The 23,674-nt window shown below is 71.2% G+C and carries 16 protein-coding genes; 4 read left to right on the top strand and 12 right to left on the bottom strand.

What is annotated here, in order from left to right; translation table 11 throughout:
* Positions 1–50 precede the first annotated feature (50 nt).
* Entirely contained in the window at positions 51–1,268 is a 1,218-nt protein-coding gene (locus tag ACY1JF_RS20590) for a thiolase family protein (RefSeq protein ID WP_462706637.1), read from the top strand.
* Positions 1,265–3,394 (top strand): 3-hydroxyacyl-CoA dehydrogenase NAD-binding domain-containing protein, encoded by a 2,130-nt coding sequence (locus ACY1JF_RS20585; protein WP_462706636.1) that lies wholly within the window; start codon positions 1,265–1,267, stop codon positions 3,392–3,394. Before ACY1JF_RS20590 ends, ACY1JF_RS20585 begins: the two co-directional genes overlap by 4 nt.
* 90 nt (positions 3,395–3,484) lie before the next feature.
* Here the strand turns inward: ACY1JF_RS20585 and ACY1JF_RS20580 are convergent, their stop codons facing one another.
* Positions 3,485–4,501, bottom strand: a complete 1,017-nt coding sequence (locus ACY1JF_RS20580) for a hypothetical protein (RefSeq protein WP_462706635.1) — start codon at positions 4,499–4,501, stop codon at positions 3,485–3,487.
* A gap of 80 nt (positions 4,502–4,581) precedes the next feature.
* Here ACY1JF_RS20580 and ACY1JF_RS20575 point away from each other — a divergent pair, with 80 nt between their 5' ends.
* The gene (locus ACY1JF_RS20575) at positions 4,582–4,959 is read left to right on the top strand and encodes a PIN domain-containing protein (protein ID WP_462706634.1); all 378 of its coding nucleotides are present in this window, start codon (positions 4,582–4,584) and stop codon (positions 4,957–4,959) included.
* A gap of 6 nt (positions 4,960–4,965) precedes the next feature.
* On the opposite strand, the gene ACY1JF_RS20570 is transcribed toward ACY1JF_RS20575, so the two are convergent.
* The 10 genes from ACY1JF_RS20570 to ngcE all read right to left on the bottom strand — a co-directional run bounded on the left by ACY1JF_RS20570 (position 4,966) and on the right by ngcE (position 18,559).
* Positions 4,966–6,405, bottom strand: a complete 1,440-nt coding sequence (locus ACY1JF_RS20570) for a glycosyltransferase family 39 protein (protein WP_462706633.1) — start codon at positions 6,403–6,405, stop codon at positions 4,966–4,968.
* A gap of 26 nt (positions 6,406–6,431) precedes the next feature.
* Entirely contained in the window at positions 6,432–7,928 is a 1,497-nt protein-coding gene (locus ACY1JF_RS20565; protein ID WP_462706632.1) for an amino acid permease, read from the bottom strand.
* A 135-nt stretch (positions 7,929–8,063) separates the two neighbouring features.
* On the bottom strand, positions 8,064–10,022 hold the full coding sequence (gene dxs, locus ACY1JF_RS20560) for a 1-deoxy-D-xylulose-5-phosphate synthase (RefSeq protein ID WP_462706631.1): 1,959 nt from the start codon (positions 10,020–10,022) through the stop codon (positions 8,064–8,066).
* 356 nt (positions 10,023–10,378) lie between these two features.
* A complete protein-coding gene (locus tag ACY1JF_RS20555; protein ID WP_462706630.1) occupies positions 10,379–11,668 on the bottom strand; it encodes a sugar ABC transporter permease in 1,290 nt (429 codons plus the stop codon).
* Entirely contained in the window at positions 11,665–12,456 is a 792-nt protein-coding gene (locus ACY1JF_RS20550) for an ATP-binding cassette domain-containing protein (protein ID WP_462706629.1), read from the bottom strand. Before ACY1JF_RS20550 ends, ACY1JF_RS20555 begins: the two co-directional genes overlap by 4 nt.
* A gap of 171 nt (positions 12,457–12,627) precedes the next feature.
* Positions 12,628–13,731 carry an ABC transporter substrate-binding protein gene (locus ACY1JF_RS20545; protein WP_462706650.1) on the bottom strand — a complete coding sequence of 368 codons (1,104 nt, stop codon included), beginning with the start codon at positions 13,729–13,731 and terminating at the stop codon, positions 12,628–12,630.
* A 133-nt stretch (positions 13,732–13,864) separates the two neighbouring features.
* Positions 13,865–15,076, bottom strand: a complete 1,212-nt coding sequence (locus tag ACY1JF_RS20540) for an ROK family transcriptional regulator (protein WP_462706628.1) — start codon at positions 15,074–15,076, stop codon at positions 13,865–13,867.
* Between the two features lie 159 nt (positions 15,077–15,235).
* Positions 15,236–16,102 (bottom strand): carbohydrate ABC transporter permease, encoded by an 867-nt coding sequence (locus ACY1JF_RS20535; RefSeq protein ID WP_462706627.1) that lies wholly within the window; start codon positions 16,100–16,102, stop codon positions 15,236–15,238.
* A 4-nt stretch (positions 16,103–16,106) separates the two neighbouring features.
* On the bottom strand, positions 16,107–17,033 hold the full coding sequence (locus ACY1JF_RS20530) for a carbohydrate ABC transporter permease (protein ID WP_462706626.1): 927 nt from the start codon (positions 17,031–17,033) through the stop codon (positions 16,107–16,109).
* A 26-nt stretch (positions 17,034–17,059) separates the two neighbouring features.
* Positions 17,060–18,559 (bottom strand): N-acetylglucosamine/diacetylchitobiose ABC transporter substrate-binding protein, encoded by a 1,500-nt coding sequence (gene ngcE, locus ACY1JF_RS20525; RefSeq protein ID WP_462706625.1) that lies wholly within the window; start codon positions 18,557–18,559, stop codon positions 17,060–17,062.
* 366 nt (positions 18,560–18,925) lie between these two features.
* Between ngcE and ACY1JF_RS20520 the strand changes: the two genes are divergently transcribed.
* Complete coding sequence (locus ACY1JF_RS20520; RefSeq protein WP_462706624.1) at positions 18,926–22,729, top strand: GH92 family glycosyl hydrolase; 3,804 nt, start codon at positions 18,926–18,928, stop codon at positions 22,727–22,729.
* A gap of 67 nt (positions 22,730–22,796) precedes the next feature.
* Here the strand turns inward: ACY1JF_RS20520 and ACY1JF_RS20515 are convergent, their stop codons facing one another.
* Positions 22,797–23,648, bottom strand: a complete 852-nt coding sequence (locus tag ACY1JF_RS20515; RefSeq protein ID WP_462706623.1) for a glycoside hydrolase family 16 protein — start codon at positions 23,646–23,648, stop codon at positions 22,797–22,799.
* Positions 23,649–23,674: the final 26 nt, after the last annotated feature.

Raw genomic sequence — 23,674 nt, 5'->3', positions numbered from 1 at the left:
GCATGGTTTGAGCAAGCGCTCAGCGTCCCGCACCCTGGAGGAGAGCCATCGTGCCTCGTACCGTCAGGGACGTCGTCTTCGTCGACGGCGTCCGCACCCCGTTCGGCAAGGCGGGCCCGAAGGGCGTCTACCACGAGACCCGCGCCGACGACCTGGTCGTCAAGGCGATCCGGGAGCTGCTGCGCCGCAACCCGGGCCTCGACCCCCAGCGGATCGACGAGGTCGCCGTCGCCGCCACCACGCAGATCGGCGACCAGGGCCTGACCATCGGCCGCACGGCCGGCATCCTGGCGGGCCTGCCCGCCTCGGTCCCGGGCTACTCCATCGACCGCATGTGCGCCGGCGCCCTGACCGCCGTCACCACGGTGGCCGGCTCCGTCGCCTTCGGCGCGTACGACGTCGCCATCGCGGGCGGCGTCGAGCACATGGGCCGTCACCCCATGGGCGAGGGCGTCGACCCCAACCCGCGGTTCGTCTCCGAGAAGCTGGTCGACGAGTCCGCCCTGTTCATGGGCATGACCGCGGAGAACCTGCACGACCGCTACCCGAGCATCACCAAGCTGCGGGCCGACGAGTACGCGGTGCGCTCCCAGGAGAAGGCCGCCAAGGCGTACGCCAACGGCAGGATCCAGGCCGACCTGGTGCCCGTCTCGGTGCGCCGTACCGGCGAAGAGGCCGGGGAGACCGGCTGGGGCCTGGTCACCGCCGACGAGCCGATGCGTCCGGGCACCACGCTGGAGAACCTGGCGAACCTCAAGACACCGTTCCGGGTGCACGGCCGGGTCACCGCGGGCAACGCGGCCGGTCTGAACGACGGCGCCACCGCCTCGATCATCGCGAGCGAGGAGTTCGCCCGGGAGAACGGCCTGCCGGTCAAGATGCGGCTGGTCGCCTACGCCTTCGCGGGCGTGGAGCCCGAGGTGATGGGCTACGGCCCGATCCCGGCGACGGAGAAGGCCCTCGCGCAGGCCGGGCTGTCCATCTCCGACATCGGCCTGTTCGAGATCAACGAGGCGTTCGCCGTCCAGGTCCTGGCCTTCCTGGAGCACTACGGCATCGCGGACGACGACGAGCGCGTCAACCAGTACGGCGGCGCCATCGCCTTCGGCCACCCGCTCGCCTCCTCCGGCGTCCGGCTGATGACCCAGCTGGCCCGCCAGTTCGAGGAGCAGCCGCACGTCCGCTACGGCCTGACCACCATGTGCGTCGGCTTCGGCATGGGCGCGACGGTCATCTGGGAGAACCCGCACTTCGAGGGGGACAAGTGAGCACCACCGCAGAGCTGTTGAAGGGTGCGGCCGAGCTGTTCCCCGGCGAGGTCGTCACGCGGGCGCACGTGCGCCACTTCGACCTGCCGCTGGGGGCGGGGCGCTTCGCGCTGATCACCCTGGACAACGGCCACGACCACACCAAGCCGACCACCCTCGGCCCGCAGTCGCTGGCGAACATCGACGCCGCGCTCGACCAGGTCGAGAAGGAGGCCGCGGACGGCGAGATCACCGGCGTCGGCGTCACCGGCAAGCCGTTCGTCTTCGCCGTCGGCGCCGACCTCAAGGGCGTGGAGCTGCTGAAGCGGCACGAGGACGCGGTCGCCATCGGCAAGGGCGGCCACGACGTCTTCAAGCGGCTGGCCTCCCTCGCCGTGCCGACGTTCGCGTACTACAACGGCGCGGCCATGGGCGGCGGCGTGGAGATCGGCCTGCACTGCACGTACCGCACGGTGTCGACCGCCGTCCCCGCGTTCTCCCTGCCCGAGGTCTTCCTCGGCCTGGTCCCCGGCTGGGGCGGCTGCACGCTGCTGCCGAACCTGATCGGCGCCGACCGGGCCGTGACGGTCATCATCGAGAACAGCCTCAACCAGAACAAGCAGCTCAAGGGCGGCCAGGTCTACGACCTCGGCATCGCGGACGCGCTCTTCGAGGGCGCCGACTTCCTGGAGCAGTCGCTGACCTGGACGGCGTCCGTCCTCAAGGGCGAGATCGCCGTCGAGCGTCCGGCGATCGACCGCGGCGAGGGCTGGGACCGGGCCGTCGCGCGCGGCCGGGCCGTCGCCGATTCCAAGGTGCACGGCGCCGCCCCGGCCGCCTACCGCGCCCTGGACATCATCGCCGCCGCCAAGGACGGCGACCTCCAGGCCGGCTACGACGCCGAGGACCGGGCCCTGGCCGACCTCATCATGAGCGGGGAACTGCGCGCCGGGCTCTACGCGTTCAACCTGGTGCAGAAGCGCGGCAAGCGCCCGGCCGGCGCCCCGGACAAGAGCCTGGCCCGCCCGGTCACCAAGGTGGGCGTGGTCGGTGCCGGCCTGATGGCCTCGCAGCTCGCGCTGCTGTTCCTGCGCCGCCTGGAGGTGCCGGTCGTGCTGACCGACATCGACCAGGAGCGCGTCGACAAGGGCGTGGGCTATGTGCACGCCGAGATCGACAAGCTGCTGCTCAAGGACCGGATCGGCCGGGACAGGGCCAACCGGCTCAAGGCCCTGGTGACCGGCGTGCTGGACAAGGCCGAGGGCTTCGCGGACGCGGACTTCGTCATCGAGGCCGTGTTCGAGGAGATCGGCGTCAAGCAGCAGGTGTTCGCGGAGGTCGAGGCGGTCGCCCCGGCGCACGCGATCCTCGCCACCAACACCTCCTCGCTCTCCGTGACCGAGATGGCGTCGAAGCTGAAGCACCCCGAGCGGGTCGTCGGCTTCCACTTCTTCAACCCCGTCGCCGTGCTGCCGCTCCTGGAGATCGTGCGCGGCGAGCGGACCGACGACGCCTCGCTCGCGACCGCGTTCGCGGTGGCCAAGAAGCTGAAGAAGACGGCCGTCCTGGTCAAGGACGCCCCGGCGTTCGTGGTGAACCGCGTCCTGACCCGCTTCATGGGCGAGATCCAGAACGTCATCGACGAGGGCACGCCGGTGGACGTGGCGGAGAGGGCGGTCGAGCCGCTCGGCCTGCCGATGTCCCCGCTGGTCCTGCTCGAACTGGTCGGCCCGGCGATCGGCCTGCACGTCTCGGAGACGCTCCACAGGGCGTTCCCGGACCGCTTCACCGTCTCCCCCAACCTCAAGGCGGTCGTCGAGGCGGGCAAGCGCGGCTTCTACGTCCACGACAGCGGCAGGCCCGAGCTGGACCCGGAGGTCGCCGCGCTGCTGAAGCAGGGCGACACCGTCCTGACCGAGGAGCAGGTCCGCGACCGGGTGCTGGACGCGGTGGCGCAGGAGATCGGACTGATGCTCGACGAGGGCGTGGTGGCCGAGGCCCAGGACATCGACCTGTGCCTGATCACCGGGGCCGGCTGGCCCTTCCACCTGGGCGGCGTCACGCCGTACCTGGACCGGGCGGGCGTCGCCGAGCGGGTGAACGGCAAGCGGTTCCTGGAGCCGGGCGTGGCGAGCGTCCCGGCGTAGGCGGACGGCCGGGGGCGGGCCGAACGCGGCCCGCCCCCCTTTTCTTCTTCTGCCCTCAGCCCTGTCCGCGGTGGCGGTCGGGGTCTTCGCTCAGACCTCCTGCCAGGCCCGCAGTGCCAGGCCCGGTTCGTCCTTGCGGCGGGTCAGCAGCAGGCGGCCGGACGACGGGGAGAGGGTCACCGCCACCACCCGGTCCGTCTCGTCCACGGCGAGGGCCAGTTCGGTGTCGTCGGCGAGCGCGGGGCCGGACTCGGTCCACCAGGCGCCCGCCGCCTCCTGTTCGGTCGGGTAGGCCGCGAAGGCCACCCGGCCGCCGGCCGACCGCTGTCCCAGCAGCGTGCAGTCGTGCCCCTCGATGACGCAGCGCACGGCGGCGGCCGGGCCGGGTCCGGCGGCGGCGACCAGCGGAACAGGCGCGCCGCCGGGACGCCAGGCGCACAGGGTGCCGAAGCGGTCGGTGAAGAACAAGGTGGTGTGTCCGGCGGAGGTGGCCAGCGCCCGCAGTGTGCCGGGGCGGACGGCCGCCTCGGCCCGCGCGTCGAGGACCGGCCGCGCGCCGGGCTTCTCCTGCCGCCAGTGCAGCAGTGCGCCGTCGGCGGCGGCGTACAGCTCGACCAGGCCGGACTCCCCGGTGACGGCGGCCGGTTCCTCCTGGACGTCCGCTCCACCGAGGTCCTGCCAGGGCTCCCAGCCGCCCTTCTCCTTCTGGGCCAGCACGCTCATCCCGCCGCTGCCGTTGCGGACGAAGACATGGGCGCGGCCCCGCGCGTCGACGGCCACGGCGGGCGCCCCGGTGCGGGCGCCCTTCTTGTCCGGGTGGCCGACCGGGTTCCAGTCCAGCGGGGCGAGCCGGGGCCGGAAGTGCGTGGAGTGCACCAGCCCGGACTGGCCGCCGCCGGTGGGCCGCCAGGCGACCAGATGGGCGTACCCGTCCGCGCCGGTGCCGACCGCGAGGCCGGGGCGCAGCCTCTGGTCGCCGCCGATCCGGCGGGGGGCCTCCCAGGGGCCGTCGGGCCCCAGTTCCGCACGGCACGAGATCGCGTCGCCCGACGGCAGATAGACGCAGAGGCGGCCGTCGCGGCCGCGCAGGAGCCAGTCGCCGTTCACCGCTTCACTGTAAGCGGCACGGCCCGTCCGGCACCGGGCGGGTGGGACCGTGCCGGGCCCGGCCGTGGGATCCTGACGGCATGGAGGACAACGCCCCGCTGCTCGTGATCGTCGACGCCGCCAACGTGGTCGGGTCGGTGCCCGACGGCTGGTGGCGCGACCGGCGCGGCGCCGCCGAGCGGCTGCGGGACCGGCTGGCGGCGGACGGGGTGCCGGGGCGTGCCGGGCCCGTGGAGATCGTCCTGGTGGTCGAGGGCGCGGCCCGCGGGGTGGCGTCCGTGCCCGGCGTACGGGTGGAGGACGCGCCCGGCAGCGGTGACGACCACATGGTCGGCCTGGTCGGACGGGCCGGCGGGCGGGCCGTGCTGGTGGTGACGGCCGACCGGGAACTGCGGCGGCGGGTCACGGAGCTGGGCGCGGAGGTCGCCGGGCCCCGGACGGTGCGGCCGGGGAACTGAGCCGCCTCACGGGGCCGTTCGGCGGTGCCGCGTCCTGACGTACAGCACCGCCCCGTCGACCGTCCCCGCCTCCTCGTACCGTGCCGCGAGGAGCCGTCGCAGGGTCGGCAGGTGTTCCGGGGCGTACGGGGCGCCGCGCGAGTCGTCGACGATCAGAGCCGGCGGGCGGGCCGCGGTCTCGCGGCGGAAGACGTCCCAGGCGCCCGCGACGGCGTGCCGTTCGCCGACCGGGGCGCCGGAGCGGCCGCCGCTGTGGTTGGTGAGCAGGCCGGCGGTGAGGTAGCGGCTGGCGGGGGTGCGGCCGGCCAGCCAGTAGGTCTCCGGGTGCATGCCCCAGAACAGGACGCGCTCGCCGGGGTGGGTGCGGCGCGCGGCGGTGTCCGCGAGGCGGCGGGCGTGGTCGAGTTCGGTGCGCGGGGCGAGCAGGCCCCAGGTGAGGAACAGCGCGCAGCAGCAGGCCGCGGCGAGGACCGCGCGGGTGGTGCGCTCGCGCGGCAGGGTGTGCAGCGCCGCCGTCGCCAGCAGGGTCAGCGGCGGCAGCAGCTGGAGGTAGTAGTGGCCGAAGAAGTGCAGGCCGGTGAGGACCGCCGCGGCGGACGCGGCGAGCCACACCCACAGGCCGGCCCGGCCGGGCGCCCGGCGGGCCAGCGCCGGCAGCAGCGCGGCGCAGCCGGCGGTGAGGATCGCCGCGTTGCCCAGGGCGCGGCCCAGGACATGGGCCGGGGAGCCGGAGAAGGACGCGTAGGAGCCGGAGCCGGTGACCGTCCAGAAGAGGAAGCCGGACGGGTCGGTGGCGAGGGCGGCGGCCAGCACGGGGGGTGCGGCGCCCGCCGCCAGCCGCAGCAGCGGGCCGCGCCGCGGTCCGCTGAGCCACAGCACCGGCAGCAGGACCGCCGCGCCGGTCTGCTTGGCCAGGAAGGCGCAGGCGACGGCGGCCCCGGCCGCGCTCCACCGCCGGCGGTCGGCGCACCACAGGGCGGCGGCGGTGCCCGGCAGTATGAACACCTCGAACGTGGCGGCCTGCGCGTCCTCGGGGTTGAGGCCGACGGAGACCAGCAGGTAGAGCACCCCGGTGGTGCGCCCGGGCCGGTCGCCCCAGCGGCGGCGGGCCAGCGAGGCGAGGAGGGCGGCCGTGGTGAGCTGGGCGAGGACGGCCAGGACGCGTACCGGTGTCAGCGACTCGGAGCCGGTCAGCGCCGACGCGCCGGCGTACAGCCAGGGCACCAGCGGCGGCTTGCGGTCGACGACCGTCTCGTAGAGCCGGCCGCCGTCCGCGAGCAGGCGGGCCTGTACGGCGAGATAGCCCTCGTCGGGGTTCCACAGCGGGCGGGTGAAGGACGGGAGGCGGGTGAGGCAGGACAGGAGGGCGAGCAGGGGCAGCAGGCGGGTCCAGTAGCGCTCCCGCGGGCGCGGGGGTGCTGCGGGGGGTGACGGGGAGGGCGGCACGTCCGCACGTTAGCGGCCCGGCGCGGTCACCGGCTGTCGCCGCTCCCGGCCGCGTCGCGGGCCAGCCGGCTGTGGCCGCGGCCGTAGAGGAAGTAGACGACGATGCCGATCGCCATCCAGATCCCGAACCGCAGCCAGGTCTCGGCGGGCAGGTTGAGCATCAGCCACAGCGAGGCCGCCACCGACACGATCGGCAGCAGCGGCACCAGCGGGGTGCGGAAGGCGCGGGGCAGGTCGGGGCGGGTGCGGCGCAGGATGATCACGCTGACGGCGACGATCACGAAGGCGAAGAGGGTGCCGATGTTCACCAGCTCGGCGAGTTCGCTCAGGGAGGTGAAGCCCGCGACGACGGCGATGACGACGCCGAGGAGGATCGTCGGGCGGTAGGGGGTCTTGAACTTCGGGTGGACCCGGGAGAAGAAGCGGGGCAGCAGTCCGTCGCGGCTCATGGCGAAGAAGACCCGGGTCTGGCCGAGCAGCAGGATCATGCAGACGGTGGTCAGGCCGACCGCGGCGCCGAAGCTGATGACGCCGGCGAAGAAGGGGTGCCCGGTGGCCTTGAAGGCGTCGGCGAGCGGGGCGTCCACCGACAGCTCGCTGTAGTGCTGCATGCCGGTGACCACGATGGAGACGGCGACGTACAGGACCGTGCAGATGAGCAGGGAGCCGAGGATGCCGCGGGGCATGTCGCGCTGCGGGTTCCTGGTCTCCTCGGCGGCCGTGGCGACGATGTCGAAGCCGATGAAGGCGAAGAAGACGATGGAGGCGGCGGTGAAGATGCCCATCACGCCGAAGTTGGCGGGCGCCCACCCGAAGAGCAGCTGGATCAGCGGGGAGTGCAGGCCGCTGCCCGCCTCCGCCTCCTGCGCCTTGGGGATGAACGGGTCGTAGTTGGCGCCCTTGACGAAGAAGGCCCCGGCGATGATGACGATGAGGACGACCGCCACCTTGACGGCGACGACGACCGAGGTGATCCGGGCCGAGAGCTTCATGCCCAGGACGAGGACGGCGGTGAGGACCAGTACCAGGGCGGCGGAGAGGATGTCGAAGCCGAAGCCGTCGGCGCCGTCCCGGCCGCCGAGGTACTCCGGGAACTGCCAGCCCGCGTTGTCCAGCAGCGAGCGGATGTACCCCGACCAGCCGACGGCCACCACCGCCGTGCCGAGCGCGAACTCCAGGACCAGGTCCCAGCCGATGATCCAGGCCGGCAGCTCGCCCAGCGAGGCGTACGAGAAGGTGTACGCCGACCCGGCCACCGGGACGGTGGAGGCGAACTCGGCGTAGCACAGGGCGGCCAGCGCGCAGACCACGCCGGCGACGACGAAGGCCAGTGCCGTGGCGGGGCCCGCGTTGTTCTTGGCGACCGTGCCGGTCAGCACGAAGATGCCGGTGCCGATGACGACACCGACGCCGAAGACGGTCAGATCGAGCGCGGACAGGGATTTCCTGAGCGCGTGCTCGGGTTCCTCGGTGTCCTGGATGGACTGCTCGATCTTCTTCGTCCGGAAGAGGGTGCTGCTCACGGGACCTCCCACGCTGGTCGCCCTCGGCATGATCGAAGGGGGGCGCGGTACGTATGCCCCGGCGGGGGTGGATTCACGCGGACGGGCCGGTCCCGCCACCCGATGCGGTGGCGGAACCGGCCCGTCGGCGGCGCGTCAGTCGCGGGTGGCCTCCACCGCTTCGGCGCCGGCCTGCTCGGTGGGGGTCCGCCCGTCCGAGCGAAGCCGGGAAGGGGGGAGTCCGTCGAGCTTGGCGACCAGTCCGGTGACCTGGCGGGCGATGTCCGGGGCGGTCAGCCCGATCTCGGCGAGCACCTCGGCGCGGGAGGCGTGGTCCAGGAAGCGCGGCGGGATGCCGAAGTCGCGCAGCGGTACGTCGACGCCCGCGTCGCGCAGGGCCTGGGCGACGGCGGAGCCGACGCCGCCGACGCGGGAGTTGTCCTCGACGGTGACGACGACGCGGTGCCGCTCGGCGAGCGGTGCCAGCGCCTCGTCCACCGGCTTGACCCAGCGGGGGTCGACGACGGTGGTGGTGATGCCCTGCTTGTCCAGCAGGCCCGCGACCTCCAGGCACATCGGGGCGAGGGCGCCGACGGAGACCAGCAGGACGTCGGGGCGCTCGGTGCCGGGCTCGCGCAGCACGTCCATGCCACCGACGCGGCCGGCGGCCGGGACGGCGGGGCCGACGGCGCCCTTGGAGAAGCGGACCACGGTCGGGGCGTCGTCGACGGCGACGGCCTCGCGCAGCTGGGCGCGGAGCTGGTCGGCGTCGCGCGGGGCGGCGATGCGCAGGCCGGGGACGACCTGGAGGATCGACATGTCCCACATGCCGTTGTGGGAGGCGCCGTCGGTGCCGGTGACGCCGGCCCGGTCCAGGACGAAGGTCACGCCGCACCTGTGCAGGGCCACGTCCATCAGGACCTGGTCGAAGGCGCGGTTGAGGAAGGTGGCGTAGACGGCGAAGACCGGGTGCAGGCCGCCGTGGGCGAGCCCGGCCGCGGAGACGGCGCCGTGCTGCTCCGCGATCCCGACGTCGTACACCCGTTCGGGGAAGCGCTTGGCGAACTTGTCCAGGCCGACCGGCTGGAGCATCGCGGCGGTGATGGCGACGATGTCCTCGCGCTCGGTGCCGAGCGCGACCATCTCCTCGCCGAAGACGGAGGTCCAGTCGGCGCCGGAGGTGGCGATCGGCAGACCGGTGTCGGGGTGGATCTTGCCGACGGCGTGGAAGCGGTCGGCCTCGTCCGCCAGGGCGGGCTGGTAGCCGCGGCCCTTCTCGGTGAGGCAGTGCACGATGACCGGGCCGCCGAACCGCTTGGCGCGGGTCAGCGCGGACTCTAGGGCCTCGATGTCGTGGCCGTCGATCGGGCCGACGTACTTCAGGCCGAGGTCCTCGAACATGCCCTGCGGGGCGATGAAGTCCTTCAGGCCCTTCTTGGCGCCGTGCAGGGTGTCGTAGAGCGGGCGGCCCACGACCGGGGTGCGCTCCAGGAGGTCCTTGCCGCGGGCGAGGAAGCGCTCGTAGCCGTCGGTGGTGCGCAGGGTGGCGAGGTGGTTGGCGAGGCCGCCGATGGTGGGGGCGTAGGAGCGCTCGTTGTCGTTGACGACGATGACCAGGGGGCGGTCCTTGGCGGCGGCGATGTTGTTCAGCGCCTCCCAGGCCATGCCGCCGGTGAGCGCGCCGTCGCCGATGACGGCGGCGACGTGCCGGTCCTGTTTCAGGATCTCGTTGGCCTTGGCGATGCCGTCGGCCCAGCCCAGCACGGTGGAGGCGTGGCTGTTCTCGATGACGTCGTGCTCGGACTCGGCCTGCGCGGGGTAGCCGGACAGGCCGCCCTTCATCTTCAGTTTCGAGAAGTCCTGCCGGCCGGTGAGCAGCTTGTGCACGTAGGACTGGTGGCCGGTGTCGAAGAGCACCTTGTCCTTCGGTGAGTCGAAGACGCGGTGCAGGGCGATGGTGAGCTCCACCACGCCGAGGTTCGGGCCGAGGTGGCCGCCGGTCTTGGACACGGCCTCGACGAGGAAGGTCCGGATCTCCTGGGCCAGCTGGTCCAGCTCCTCCAGGCTGAGCCGGTCCAGATCGCGCGGTCCCGTGATGCGGGTCAGCAGCGGCACCCGTGCCTCCTTGCAGTAGAGCTGTTGCCGGGCCTGTCGAGTCTAATGTTCCGCTCCGGTGGACGGTGTCCGGGCGGTGCGTCGTACGTCACGCGTTCGGCTTTGCCCACCACGGGCCCCGGCCATGGCGGGAGCTGTGGCACGGCTGTGCCCGGCACCGCCGTCGGTGCCGGGCACGGGTCGGTTCAGAAGCCGCGGCGCCAGGGCCTGCCGTTCGGACCCTGCCGCGGACGCGGGGTCCGGCGCGGCAAGGGCGCGGCCGGTTCCCCGCGGCCCGATCCGGACGGCGGACCCCGGGTCCCTCTTCGGTCTCCCGTCCGCCCTACGGGCGACGACGGGAGACCGAAGGTCAGGCCCTATGCGCGGCCGGCCGTCTTCTGGGTCTTGCGGGTGACCGCGTCGATGACGACCGTGGCCAGCAGCACACCACCCGTGATCATGTACTGGACCGGGGAGGCGATGCCCTCCAGGGCCAGGCCGTACTGGATGGAGACGATGACCATCACGCCGAGCAGCGCGTCCCAGGTGCGGCCCCGGCCGCCGAACAGGGAGGTGCCGCCGATCACGGCCGCGGCGATGACGTTCATCAGGAACTCACCGGTGCCCGCGCCCTGGTTGGCGGAGGCGATCTTCGACGCGACGAACAGGCCGCCGATCGCCGCGAAGGTGCCGGCGATCGCGAAGACCGAGATCCGCACCAGCTCCACGTTGATGCCGGCCCGGCGGGACGCCTCGACGCTGCCGCCGAGCGCGAACACCTTGCGGCCGTAGGCGGTGCGGCGCAGCACGAAGTCGGTGAGCAGCAGGAAGGCCAGGAAGATCACCACGGCCAGCGGCAGGCCCTTGTACTGGTTGAAGACGAACGCCACGACGAAGGCGAGGACGGCCAGCAGCGCCGTGCGGACGACGATCTCGCTCAGCGGCCGGGAGGGCACCCCGGCGGCCTCGCGGCGGCGGTTGCCGAGGTACGCGGAGAGGAAGTAGCCCGCGGTCACGACGACCGCCAGGCCGTAGGCGGCGGCCACGTCACTGAAGTAATAGCTGGTCAGATTGACGACGATGCCGTCGGCGTCCAGGTTGATGGTGCCGTTGTCGCCGAGTATCCGGAGCATGAAGCCCTGCCAGAACAGCAGGCCGGCCAGGGTGACGGCGAAGGCCGGGACGCCGATGCGGGCGAAGACGAAGCCGTGGACGGCGCCCGCCACGGTGCCGGTGAGGACCGCCAGCACCAGGGCGAGGATCTCGTTCATCCCGTGCGTGACGTTCAGCACCGCGAAGGTGGCGCCCGCGACACCGCTGACCGAGCCGACCGACAGGTCGATCTCGCCGAGCAGCAGGACGAAGACGATGCCGACGGCGATCAGGCCGGTGCCGACCATGGCGACCGACATGTCGGAGAAGTTGCCGGCGGTGAGGAAGTTGGAGTTCAGGCTGGTGAAGATGGCCCAGATGACCAGCAGGCCCACCACGACCGGGAGGGACCCGAGGTCGCCGGCCTTCATCTTCCGCTTGAACTCGCTCCAGTAGCCCGCGAATCCCTGTTCGCGCACCAGCAGGCGGGGGTCGACCGCGGGGACCGCCGCGGCGGCGGTCTTCTCCACCGGCTCGCTCGTGGCGGCCGGAGCGGGGGTCTTGTCGATGCTCACTTCTGGATCTCCCCATTGGTGCGCGCCGCACGACGGGTCACGGCGTTGTCCGTGGCGCCGGTGATGGCGGAGATGATCTCTTCCTGGGAGGTCGACTTGACCTCGAAGACGCCGTTGTTGCGGCCGAGTCGCAGTACGGCGACCTTGTCGGCGACCGCCTTCACATCGGCCATGTTGTGGCTGATGAGGATGACGGCGTGGCCCCGCTCGCGCAGCCGCTCGACCAGGTCGAGGACCTGGGCGGTCTGCTCGACGCCGAGGGCGGCGGTGGGCTCGTCGAGGATGACCAGCTTGGGCTCGCCGAGCATGGAGCGGGCGATCGCCACGACCTGGCGCTGACCGCCGGAGAGCGAGGCGATCGGGATGCGGACGCTGGGGATGCGGATGGAGAGCGTGTCCAGCAGCTCGCGGCTGCGGCGCTCCATCTCCACCTCGTCCAGGACACCGCGCTTGCGGATCTCCCGGCCCAGGTAGAGGTTGCCGACGACATCGATGTTGTCGCACAGCGCGAGGTCCTGGTAGACGGTCGCGATGCCCAGGTTCTGGGCGTCGTGCGGCTTGTTGATGGTGACGGCCCTGCCGTCCCACTCGATGGCGCCCTCGTCGATGGGGTGCACGCCGGCGATCGTCTTGACCAGCGTGGACTTTCCGGCGCCGTTGTCGCCCACCAGGGCGACCACTTCACCGGCGTGGACCTCAAGCTCTACGTCGGTGAGCGCCTGGACGGCACCGAACCGCTTGGAGACCCCGCGCAACGCCAGCACGGGCGTAGCGGACACGTGAACCAACTCCTTCGCCGCCTGACCCGGCGGGAGGTTGAGCAGAAGTTTGGGGGTGGTCCGTCCGGCGCCCCGCTCGGCTTGCGGGGCTGGTGCGCGGGGTGCCGGAGGAACTGGGGCAGCCGGCCCCGGGCGCGTGTCACGCGCCGCGGGGACGGAGCTGCTCGGGAGCGGGGCCGCTCAGCTGAGGCCGGCCTCGGAGCAGGCGGAGGCGTACTTGCCGGCGCAGATCTCGTCCACCGTGTAGAAGCCCTCCTTCACCACGGTGTCCTTGATGTTGTCCTTGGTCAGGGAGACGACCGGGACCAGGACGGTCGGGATGTCCTTGGTGGTGGCGCTGTCGGTCTTGCTGGTGGCGAGGGAGTCGAGCGACTCGCCCTTGGCGAGGGCGACGGCCATCTCGCCCGCGGTCTCCGCCTCCTGCGGGTAGGACTTGTAGACGCTCATGTACTGCTCGCCGGTGAGGATGCGCTGCACGCCGTTGAGTTCGGCGTCCTGGCCGGTGACCGGGATGTCGTCGATGCCGGCCGCCTTCAGGGCGGTGATGATGCCGCCCGCCATGCCGTCGTTGGCGGAGTAGACGCCGATGATCTTGTCCTTGCCCAGGGCGGAGATGGCGCCCTCCATGTTGGCGTTGGCGTTCTCCGGCTTCCACTCCTTGGTGTCGTAGGAGCGGCCGATGTTCACCTTGCCCTTGAGGACGGAGAGCGCGCCCTCCTTGAACTGGGCGGCGTTCGGGTCGGTGGAGGAACCGTTCATCATGACGATCTGGCCGTCCTTGGCCTTGTCGCCCAGCGCCTCCAGAAGCGCCTCGCCCTGGGTCTTGCCGACGGTCACGTTGTCGAACGAGGTGTAGGCGTCGATCGGGCCCTCGGCCAGGCGGTCGTAGGCGACGACCGGGATGCCCTGGTCCTTGGCCTTCTTGATCGAGCCGGCGATGGCCTTGGAGTCCACCGCGTCCACGATCAGCACGTCGACCTTGTTGGTCACCATCGTGTCGACCTGCTGCGCCTGCTGGCTGGCGTCCTGCTTGGCGTTGGCGTAGATGACCTCGCCCTTGTTGTCCGTCAGCTCCTTGACCTTCTTCTCGATCAAGGGCTTGTCGAACTTCTCGTAGCGTGCGGTCTGGTTCTCGGGAAGGAGCAGGCCCACCTTGATGGCGTCGCCCTTCTTGGCGGAGCCGTCCGAGGAGTCGGCGTTGTCCCCGGACTCCTTGGCGCTGCCGCAGGCGGCGAGTGAGACGGCCATCGCGGTGGCGGCTACGGCGACGGCGGCACGACGCATACGCGTGTTCACTTCAGAAACCTCCCTGACGAGGCCGCGTCGTTGCGGCCGAGGTGGCTGGAAGTCAACTCGGCCGCACGTGCGAGGTCAAGAAGTAAATCCTTAACGAGATGGCAACGGTGCCATCCGTTCTCTAAGTGAAGACGGGGGTGGCGGTGGGCAGGGTGCCGGCCGCGCTGCCGTCCAGGAGGGTCGAATCGCCCATCTCGCTCAGGGCCAGGGCGAGCGCGCCGAGCACCTCGGCACGGCCGCCGAGTGCCCCGGGGAGCACGGAGAGCTGGCGTCCGGCGCTGGGGATGGCGTAGCGGCCGACGGACTCCCGGATGGGGCCGAGCACCAGCTCGCCGGCCTCGGCGAGGTCGCCGCCGAGGACGACCCGGCTGGGGTTGAGCAGGTTGCAGAGGTTGGCGACGCCGCTGCCGATGTGCCGGCCCACGTCGGCGACGACCCGGCGGCAGCCCGGGTCGCCGTCCCGGGCCAGCCGCACCATGCCCTCCATCGTCAGACCGGCGCCGTGGCTGGAGCGGAGCAGGGGCAGCACGTACCGCGCGGCGGTGAAGGTCTCCAGGCAGCCGCGGTTGCCGCAGCGGCAGACCGGGCCGGCCTCGTCGAGGGTGATGTGCCCGATCTCACCCGCCGTGCCGCCGGGCCCCCGGTAGATCTTGCCGTTGATCACCAGCCCGGCGCCGACACCGCTGGCGACCTTGATGTACGCCAGGTCCCGCACCCCCCGGCCGCTGCCCCAGACCAGCTCGCCGAGGGCGCCGAGGTTGGCGTCGTTGTCCACGTGCACCGGCACGCCGAGCCGCTCCCGCAGCTCCTCGGCGGGCCGGGTGCCGCTCCAGCCGGGCAGGATCGCGGTGGACCCCAGCGTGCCGGACTCCACGTCGATCGGGCCGGGCACGCCCAGGCCCACCCCGGCGATCTTCGCGCGGTCCACGCCGGTCGCCACCATCAGCCGGCTGACCAGCTGTTCCGCCCGGTCGAGGCCCTGTGCCGAGGAGGCGTCCACGTCCAGCGGCTCGGACTCCTCGGCCAGCACCTGGTGGGCGAGGTTGCCGACCGCCACGCGCAGGTGGGTGTGGCCGAAGTCCACGCCGATCACGATCCCGGCGTCCCCGCTCAGCGAGACGCTGCGGGCCCGCCGGCCGCCCGCCGAGGTGGGCGTGACCTCGACGGTCCCGCCGTCCTTCAGCTCCCGGACGATATTGGAGACGGTCGCCGCGGACAGCCCCGTCGTCCGCGCGATCTCCGCCTGCGTGAGCGACCCGGCCAGCCGTACGGCGCGTACGACCCTCTCCAGGTTGGCTCGGTGCAGCGACGACTGCGACCCCGGAGTCTCCACGACGACCTCCTGCGCCGGGGCCGCGTCGACGAGACCCCGTCCGTGTCCAACTAGTGAACTCTAAGCTGAGCCGTTCGGGTCGCCTCCCGTCAAGAGGTTGAACCGCATCCGGGTGCCCCGTCCCCCGGCCGCCGAACCCGCGGGCACCTCGCGCCGGCGCTACTTCAGGGCGCCCGCCGTCAGTCCCCGCACCACCTGCCGCTGGAAGAGGACGTACGCCGCCAGCACCGGCAGCATCGCCATCACCAGGCCCGCGAACAGGCCCGACCAGTCGCCCTTGTACCCCTGGCTGACCGCGAGCTGCACCAGGCCCTGGGTGAGGACGTGCTGGTCCGGGTCGGTGTTGAGCACGGTCGGCAGCATGTACTGGTTCCACTGCCCCAGGAAGTTGAAGATCCCCACGCTGATCAGCCCCGGCCTGGCCATCGGCAGCATGACCTGGAAGAACGTCCGGGTGTGCGAGGCCCCGTCGACGAACGCGGCCTCCGCCACCGAGGTCGGCAGGGTGCGGAAGAACGCGGTCAGGAAGAACACCGTGAAGGGCAGCGAGTAGGCGATGTAGACCAGGATCAGCCCGTGGACGGTGTTCAGCAGTCCCATGTTGTCCACCACGTAGAACAGGGGGACCAGCGCGAGCATGATCGGGAAGCTCATGCCGCCGACGAACAGGAAGTAGACGAACCGGTTGCCGGGGAAGTCGAAGCGGGCCAGGACGTAGGCGGCCATCGAGCCCAGCACCAGGGTGCCGGCGAGCGAACCGCCCACCACCAGGACGGTGTTGAGGAAGTAGTCGCCCATGTGGGCCTGGGTCCAGGCCCTGGACCAGTTGTCGAAGTGCAGGGTGTCCGGCAGCGACCAGGGCGAGCCGAAGATCGAGGCGTCGTCCTTGAAGGAGGTCATCACCGCCCACACCAGCGGCAGCACCACCATGATCGCCCAGATGACGAGGACGCCGTGGGAGAAGACGTCGGGAGCGGTGCCCCTCCTCTTCGGTTCCGGCCCGGCGGGGGTGTCGGTCGTCTTCATGCGTTCAGTACTCCAGCCGCTCGCGCCGGCCCAGCCGCGTCACGACGGCCGCGAAGGCCAGGGTGACCACGAGCAGGGCGACGCCGATGGTGGTGGCGTAGGCGGCCTGGCCGTCCCGGAACGCCTTCTGGTACACGTACAGGACCATGACGGTGGTCGAGTAGTCCGGGCCGCCGGGGCCGACGGTCATGATCTGGACGACCGCGAAGGACTCCGCGCCCAGCGCGAGGATGCCCATGTAGACCCAGCCGGAGCGCACGGTGTCCCACAGCAGCGGCAGGGTGACCCGGAAGAACGTGGTGAAGCGGTTCGCCCCGTCCAGCAGCGCGGCCTCGTACAGCTCCGCCGGTATGGAGGCCATGCCGGCGGAGAAGAGGACCACGAAGAAGCCGACCGTGGACCAGACGAGGACCGCCGTCACGCACCACAGGGCGAGGCTGGGGTCCCCCAGCCACAGCGGCTGGACGGAGTCCAGGCCGATCCCGCGCAGCAGGGAGTTGACCGCGCCGCTGTCCGGGTTGTAGGCGAACTGGAACAGCAGGGCGACGATGGCGATGGACAGCACCTGCGGGAAGAAGTAGACGATCTTGTAGAAGGCGGAGCCGCGGACCCCGGTGACCACCGGGCCGCCCTTCCGCTTCCGGCCGCCGACGTTGATCATGAAGGAGAGGAACAGCGCGAGGCCGAGCGTCACCAGGGGGACGAGCAGCGCGAAGAGCACGCTGTGCCACAGCGACTTCCAGAAGACGTCGTCGTCGAGCATCCGTGCGTAGTTGTCGAAGCCGACCATCTCGAACTCGGGACTCAGCCCCGTCCAGTCGGTGAACGAGTAGTAGATGGACTGGACGAACGGCCAGACGACGAAGAGGGCGTAGATCCCCAGCGGCAGCGCCAGGAACCCCGCGATGAACCGGTACTTGCCGTGCTGCATTGCCAACCGACCCCGATCCGGCGTCCCTACTGATGCTTGTAGTGCTTGATCGACGAGTCCCTGGCCGCGTCGTCGGCGTAGCCCTGGATCTTCTTGACGGCCTCGGCGGGGGTGAGCCGGCCGGCCATCATCTCGCCCAGGCCGCCGACGCCGATCTGCTCCTTCTGGAGCTTCACGTACCAGTCCTGCAGGCGGGGGTTGACCACGTGGTCGCCGGCCAGTTCGAGGGCCGCGACGCCGGACTTCAGGCCGGGGGTCAGCTCGATGCCGTCGGTGCCGCCGTTGTAGGCGGAGAGCGACTTGACCTTGGAGGTGAAGTTCTTCGAGGAGGCCTCGCCGAGCATGATGCGCAGCTGCTCCATGCCGCCGGTGCCGTTCCTGGCCTTGGCGGGGACGACGAACGGCTCGCCGCCGGAGGCCCAGATGGTGCCGAAGGGCAGCTTGTCGGAGGAGTCCAGGCCGGAGGGGGCGGAGACGGTCACCTCGAAGCCGTCGGGGATGACGTTGGCCGACTCGTTCTCCACCCAGGAGCCGTTGGGCAGGAAGAGGGCGTCGCCCTTGGCCCAGGCGGTCTGCGACTGGATGTGGTCCAGACCCGGGGTGCCCCTGAGGACGTACCCCTTCCTGTACAGCTCGTAGTACGCCTCGAAGCACGCCTTGACGGCCGGGTGCTTCCAGGCGTTCGGCTCCAGGTTGTCGATGGCGTCCAGCACCTCCGCGCCGCCGACCTTGCCGATCATCGGGTAGAGCGAGAAGGGGATGTAGTACGGGTACTTGCCCGCGTACGTCCAGCCCGCCATGCCCTTCTTCTTGGCCTTGGCGCAGACCGCGAGCATCTCGTCCCAGGTCTTCGGGTACTCGGCGTCCAGGGAGTCCAGCGCCTTCTGCGAGTACCACACGCCGTAGACGGTGTAGGCGTAGTAGAGGATCCAGACCTTCTCCCCGTCGAACTGGCCCATCTCCACGATGCCGGGGCGCAGGGTGTCGCGGACCTTCTTGTCCGGGTCGTCGTAGGAAGGGGCGTCGAGCAGGGGGGTGAGGTCGGCGAGCTGCTTCTTCCCGACCAGGACGCCCATGTCCATCTGTTCCGCGCCGGAGTTGTCGATGAGGTCGGGCGGGGTGCCCTGGTTGAAACGGGGCTGGAGGGTGGACTGGATCTTCTGGGTGGCGGAGAACTTCACGGTCGCGTCGGGGAAGTCCTTCTCGTAGACCTTCACCGCGTCCTCGGCGTACTCCTTGCCGAACCCGCCGTCGAAGAGGACGAACTCCAGCTGGGCGCCGCCGTTCACGCCGAGCGGGTTCTCGGCGGTCTTCTCGCCCGCCTCCGCCTTGTCCTGGCCGTCACCGCCGCCACCGCTGGCACAGGCGGACAGCAGACCCAGCGCGGGGACGGAGAGCAGGCCGAGCGCGCCGGCCCTCCTGATCAGGTCGCGGCGGCCGGTGCCCGCGCGGGCGGCGGTGCCGCCGGCGGGCGTGGCGGCGTTCTCGGCGGCGGTACCGGTGTGCTCGGCGGAAGTGGATCCCATTGCTCAAGTCCTCGCCTTCTCCAGGACTCAGGCGGTGAACCGGATCCTCCCGGCACCGCGTTCGGTCTCGCTGGGTCGTGCAGGCAGTGCGGATCTCGCGTGTTCACAACGTTCCGGTGGCCGACAGGTATAGTCCACTTTCCGCCGACGGAGCAAGATCGAGCACAAGGTTGGCCGCGGGTCTTTTCCGAGTTGAGATCTGGCGGACATGTGCGGGGCCTGTGAGCGGCTTGCCGGAAAAGTCCGTGACATAAACCACGAAGGCCGCGGCCAACACCCTTGACATCACGCACCACTTGGCCCACTACTGGACCCTGCGCACACGAGTTGACAACGTTGTCCGGCGTGCAGGGAGGGTCCTGGGAGATGCAGCGCGGAACTCGGCACAGATGGGGTCCGGCGGTCGTGGTGACGACCGCCTTCGCACTGGCGGTGGGCGCGCAGGGCGCGGCGGTCGCGCTGCCGCGGGCCGCCGCCGCCCCGGACCGGGAGTTCACCTCCTCGTTCGAGGCGGACGATCCGGCTCCGAACTGGCTGAACACCGTCGACACCGGCCCAAACGGCGAGAAGCGCGCCGCGGGGGTGGACGGCGGGTACAGCACCGGCATCCCCGGCAACGTGAGCGGCGACGTCACGGGCGTGCGGGCCAGCGGGGAGAACACCGGCGGCGGCGAGGTGAAGGAGAACCTCGTCGACACCGAGCCCGCCACCAAGTGGCTGACCTTCGCGCCCACCGGCTGGGTGGAGTTCGACCTGGAGGCGGCCACCGGCATCACCCGGTACGCGCTCACCTCCGCCAACGACCACGACGAGCGCGACCCGGTGGACTGGACGCTCAAGGGGTCGGCCGACGGCGAGCGGTGGACGACGCTGGACACCCGCTCGGGCGAGTCCTTCTCGGAGCGGTTCCAGACCAGGACCTACGACCTGGCCGAGAAGGCCGAGTACCAGCACTTCCGGCTGGAGTTCACCAAGAACAACGGCGCGGGCGACGCCCTCCAGCTGGCCGACGTGCAGCTGTCCACGGGCGGCAGCGAGGTCCCGGTTCCCGAGGACATGCTCTCCCTCGTCGACAAGGGCCCGACCGGCTCCCCGACGGCCAAGGCGGGCGCGGGCTTCACCGGCGAGCGGGCCCTGCGCTACGCCGGGCGGCACACGGCCGACGGCCGGGCGTACTCGTACAACAAGGTCTTCGACGTGAACGTCGAGGTCGACCGGCGCAGCGAGCTCTCCTACAAGATCTTCCCGTCGATGGCCGACGGCGACCTCGACTACGACGCCACCCACGTCTCCGTCGACCTCGCCTTCACCGACGGCACCTACCTCAGCGGCCTCGGCGCCACCGACGCCCACGGCTTCCCGCTCACCCCGCGCGGACAGGGCGACGCGAAGATCCTCTACGTCAACCAGTGGAACGCGGTGAAGTCGGCCATCGGGTCGGTGGCGGCCGGCAAGACGGTCGACCGGATCCTGGTGGCGTACGACTCCCCCAAGGGCCCGGCGAAGTTCCGGGGCTGGCTGGACGACGTGTCGATCGAGCGGGCCGAGCCCGAGAAGCCCAAGGCCCACCTCTCCGACTACGCGCTGACCACCCGCGGCACCAACTCCAGCGGCAGCTTCTCGCGCGGCAACAACTTCCCCGCGACGGCCGTCCCGCACGGCTTCAACTTCTGGACGCCGGTGACCAACGCGGGGTCGCTGAGCTGGCTGTACGAGTACGCGCGCGACAACAACGACGACAACCTGCCGACGATCCAGGCGTTCAGCGCGAGCCACGAGCCGAGCCCGTGGATGGGCGACCGGCAGACGTTCCAGGTGATGCCGTCGGCGGCGTCCGGCACCCCGGACACCGGCCGGCAGGCCCGCGAGCTGCCGTTCCGGCACGAGAACGAGACCGCGCGGCCGTACTACTACGGCGTCACCTTCGAGAACGGCCTGAAGGCCGAGATGGCGCCGACCGACCACGCGGCGATCCTCCGCTTCACCTACCCCGGCGACGACGCGAGCGTCGTCTTCGACAACGCCACCGACGAGGCGGGCCTGACGCTGGACGAGGAGAACGGGACCTTCACCGGCTACTCGGACGTGAAGTCCGGCGGCTCGGCGGGCGCGACCCGGCTGTTCGTCTACGGCGAGTTCGACAAGGAGGTCACCGGCGGCGGCTCCAGCGGCGTCAAGGGCAGCCTGACCTTCGACGCGGGCGACGACCGCACGGTCACCCTGCGCCTGGCCACCTCCCTGATCAGCCTCGACCAGGCGAAGGACAACCTGCGCCAGGAGATCGGCGCGCGCACCTCCTTCGAGAAGGTGAAGAAGGACGCCCGCGCGCAGTGGGACCGGATCCTCGGCAAGGTCGAGGTCGAGGGCGCCACGCGGGACCAGCTGACCACGCTGTACTCCAGCCTCTACCGGCTGTACCTGTACCCGAACTCGGGCTTCGAGAAGGTCGACGGGGAGTACAAGTACGCCTCCCCGTTCCAGCGGATGCCCGGGCCGGACACCCCGACCCACACCGGCGCGAAGATCGTCGACGGCAAGGTGTACGTCAACAACGGCTTCTGGGACACGTACCGGACGACCTGGCCGGCGTACTCCTTCCTCACCCCGGAGCACGCCGGCGAGCTGGTCGACGGGTTCGTGCAGCACTACAAGGACGGCGGCTGGACCTCGCGCTGGTCCTCCCCCGGCTACGCGGACCTGATGACCGGCACCTCCAGCGACGTCGCCTTCGCCGACGCGTACGTCAAGGGCGTCGGCTTCGACGCGAAGGCGGCGTACGAGGCGGCGCTGAAGAACGCGACCGTGGTGCCGCCGTCCTCGGGCGTGGGCCGCAAGGGCATGGAGACCTCCCCCTTCCTCGGCTACACCTCCACCGAGACGCACGAGGGCCTGTCCTGGGCGCTGGAGGGCTACCTCAACGACTACGGCATCGCGCGGATGGGCGCCAAGCTCTACCAGGAGACCGGCGAGAAGCGCTACCAGGAGGAGTCCGCCTACTTCCTGAACCGCGCCCAGGACTACGTCAACCTGTTCGACGAGCGGGCCGGCTTCTTCCAGGGCAAGGACGCCTCGGGCAAGTGGCGCGTCGACTCGGAGAAGTACGACCCGCGCGTGTGGGGCTACGACTACACCGAGACCAACGGCTGGGGCTACGCCTTCACCGCCCCGCAGGACAGCCGGGGCCTGGCCAACCTCTACGGCGGACGCTCCGGCCTCGCCGACAAGCTCGACGCCTACCTCTCCACCCCGGAGACCGCCTCGCCGGAACTGAAGGGCTCCTACAACGGGGTCATCCACGAGATGGTCGAGGCGCGCGACGTCCGGATGGGCATGTACGGGCACTCCAACCAGGTCGCCCACCACGCCCTGTACATGTACGACGCGGCCGGGCAGCCGTACAAGACGCAGAAGAACGTCCGCGAGGTGCTCTCCCGCCTCTACACCGGCAGCGAGATCGGCCAGGGCTACCACGGCGACGAGGACAACGGCGAGCAGTCGGCCTGGTTCCTCTTCTCCGCGCTCGGCTTCTACCCGCTGGTGATGGGCAGCGGCGAGTACGCCGTCGGCTCCCCGCTGTTCACCAAGGCGACCGTGCACCTGGAGAACGGGCGCGAGCTGGTGGTCAAGGCCCCGAAGAACAGCGCGGAGAACGTCTACGTGCGGGGGCTGAAGGTCAACGGGCGCTCCTGGAACTCCACGTCCCTGCCCCACTCCGTGCTCGCCAGGGGCGGCGTCCTGGAGTTCGACATGGGCTCGCGGCCGTCCAAGTGGGGCACCGGCGAGGACGCCGCGCCGGTGTCGATCACGACCGGCGACGAGGTGCCGGCGCCGCGGGCGGACGTGCTCGAGGGCGACGGCGCCCTGTTCGACGACACGTCGGCCACGGAGGCGACGGTGACCTCCGTCGACCTCCCGGTGGCCGGCCGGACGAAGGCGGTCCAGTACACGCTGACGTCCGGCAAGGACCGCGCGTCGGCTCCGGCCGGCTGGAAGCTGGAGGGCTCGGCCGACGGGACGACGTGGAAGACCCTGGACGAGCGGTCCGGGGAGTCCTTCGCCTGGGACCGGCAGACGCGGGCGTTCTCGGTGCGGTCGCCGGGGACGTACGCGAAGTACCGGCTGGTCTTCACGGGTGAGCCGACGGTCGCGGAGGCCGAGCTGCTCGCCTGAGTCCGGGCAGCGGGCAGGAGGGCCCGCCCGGCTCGGACCGGGCGGGCCGTCCGCACAGGTGGCGGGGTCAGGCGTGACCCTCGCCGTAGAAGCGCACGTAGTCGACGGTCATCGTCGCCGGGGAGGGTGTGGTGGCGTCCGGGTCGCCGGGCCAGTCGCCGCCGACGGCGACGTTGAGCAGCAGGTGCATGCCCTGCTCGAAGACCCAGTCGTCGGGGTCGGGCAGCTTGTCCGGGGTCAGCGTGAGGTACTCCTCGCCGTCGACGGACCAGGTGACGCGGTGCGGCTGCTTGTCGACGGCGTAGGTGTGGAACGCCGTCGAGGCGTCGGCCGGCAGGGTGGTGGAGCCGCCGATGCCGTCCTCGTTGTAGTAGGTCGGTCCGTGCGCCGTCCCGTACACCGTCCGCGGTTCCCCGCCGACCACCTCGCAGATGTCGATCTCGCCCTGTCCGGGCCACTCGACCCCGTTGTCGCCCAGCATCCAGATCGCCGGGAGCAGTCCGGTGCCGGTGGGCAGCTTCGCGCGGACCTCGACGCGCCCTTGGGTGAGCGCGACCTTGCCCTCGGTGGTCAGGCGGGCCGATGTCCAGGGACAGAAGTCCTGGGTGTAGCAGGGCAGTTCGGCACCGTCGGGGGCCGGCCGCGCGGAGATCCGGAGGTGGCCGTCGCCGTCCAGCGCGGAGTTGGCCGGGTCGTCGGTGTAGTACTGGAGCTCGTTGTTGCCCCAGCCCTCGGCCTCCTGGTTCCCGGTCTCGGTGTTCCAGGACGCCGCCGACGGCCGGGTGCCCTCGGCGCCGTCGAACTCGGCCTGCCAGAAAGGGGCCGCTCGCGTGGTCGGGGCGGTGCCGCATCCGCTGAGCGGTACGCCCAGCGCGAGGAGGAGGGCGAGGGCGAGGGCCGGGCGGGTACGTCGTTTCATCGTGGTGCTCCCGTCAGGGGTGCGGG

Source organism: Streptomyces sp. SYSU D01066-1, assembly GCF_054956795.1.
Note: the sequence above shows the minus strand (reverse complement) of the source record. Positions and strands in the feature narration are given on the sequence as shown.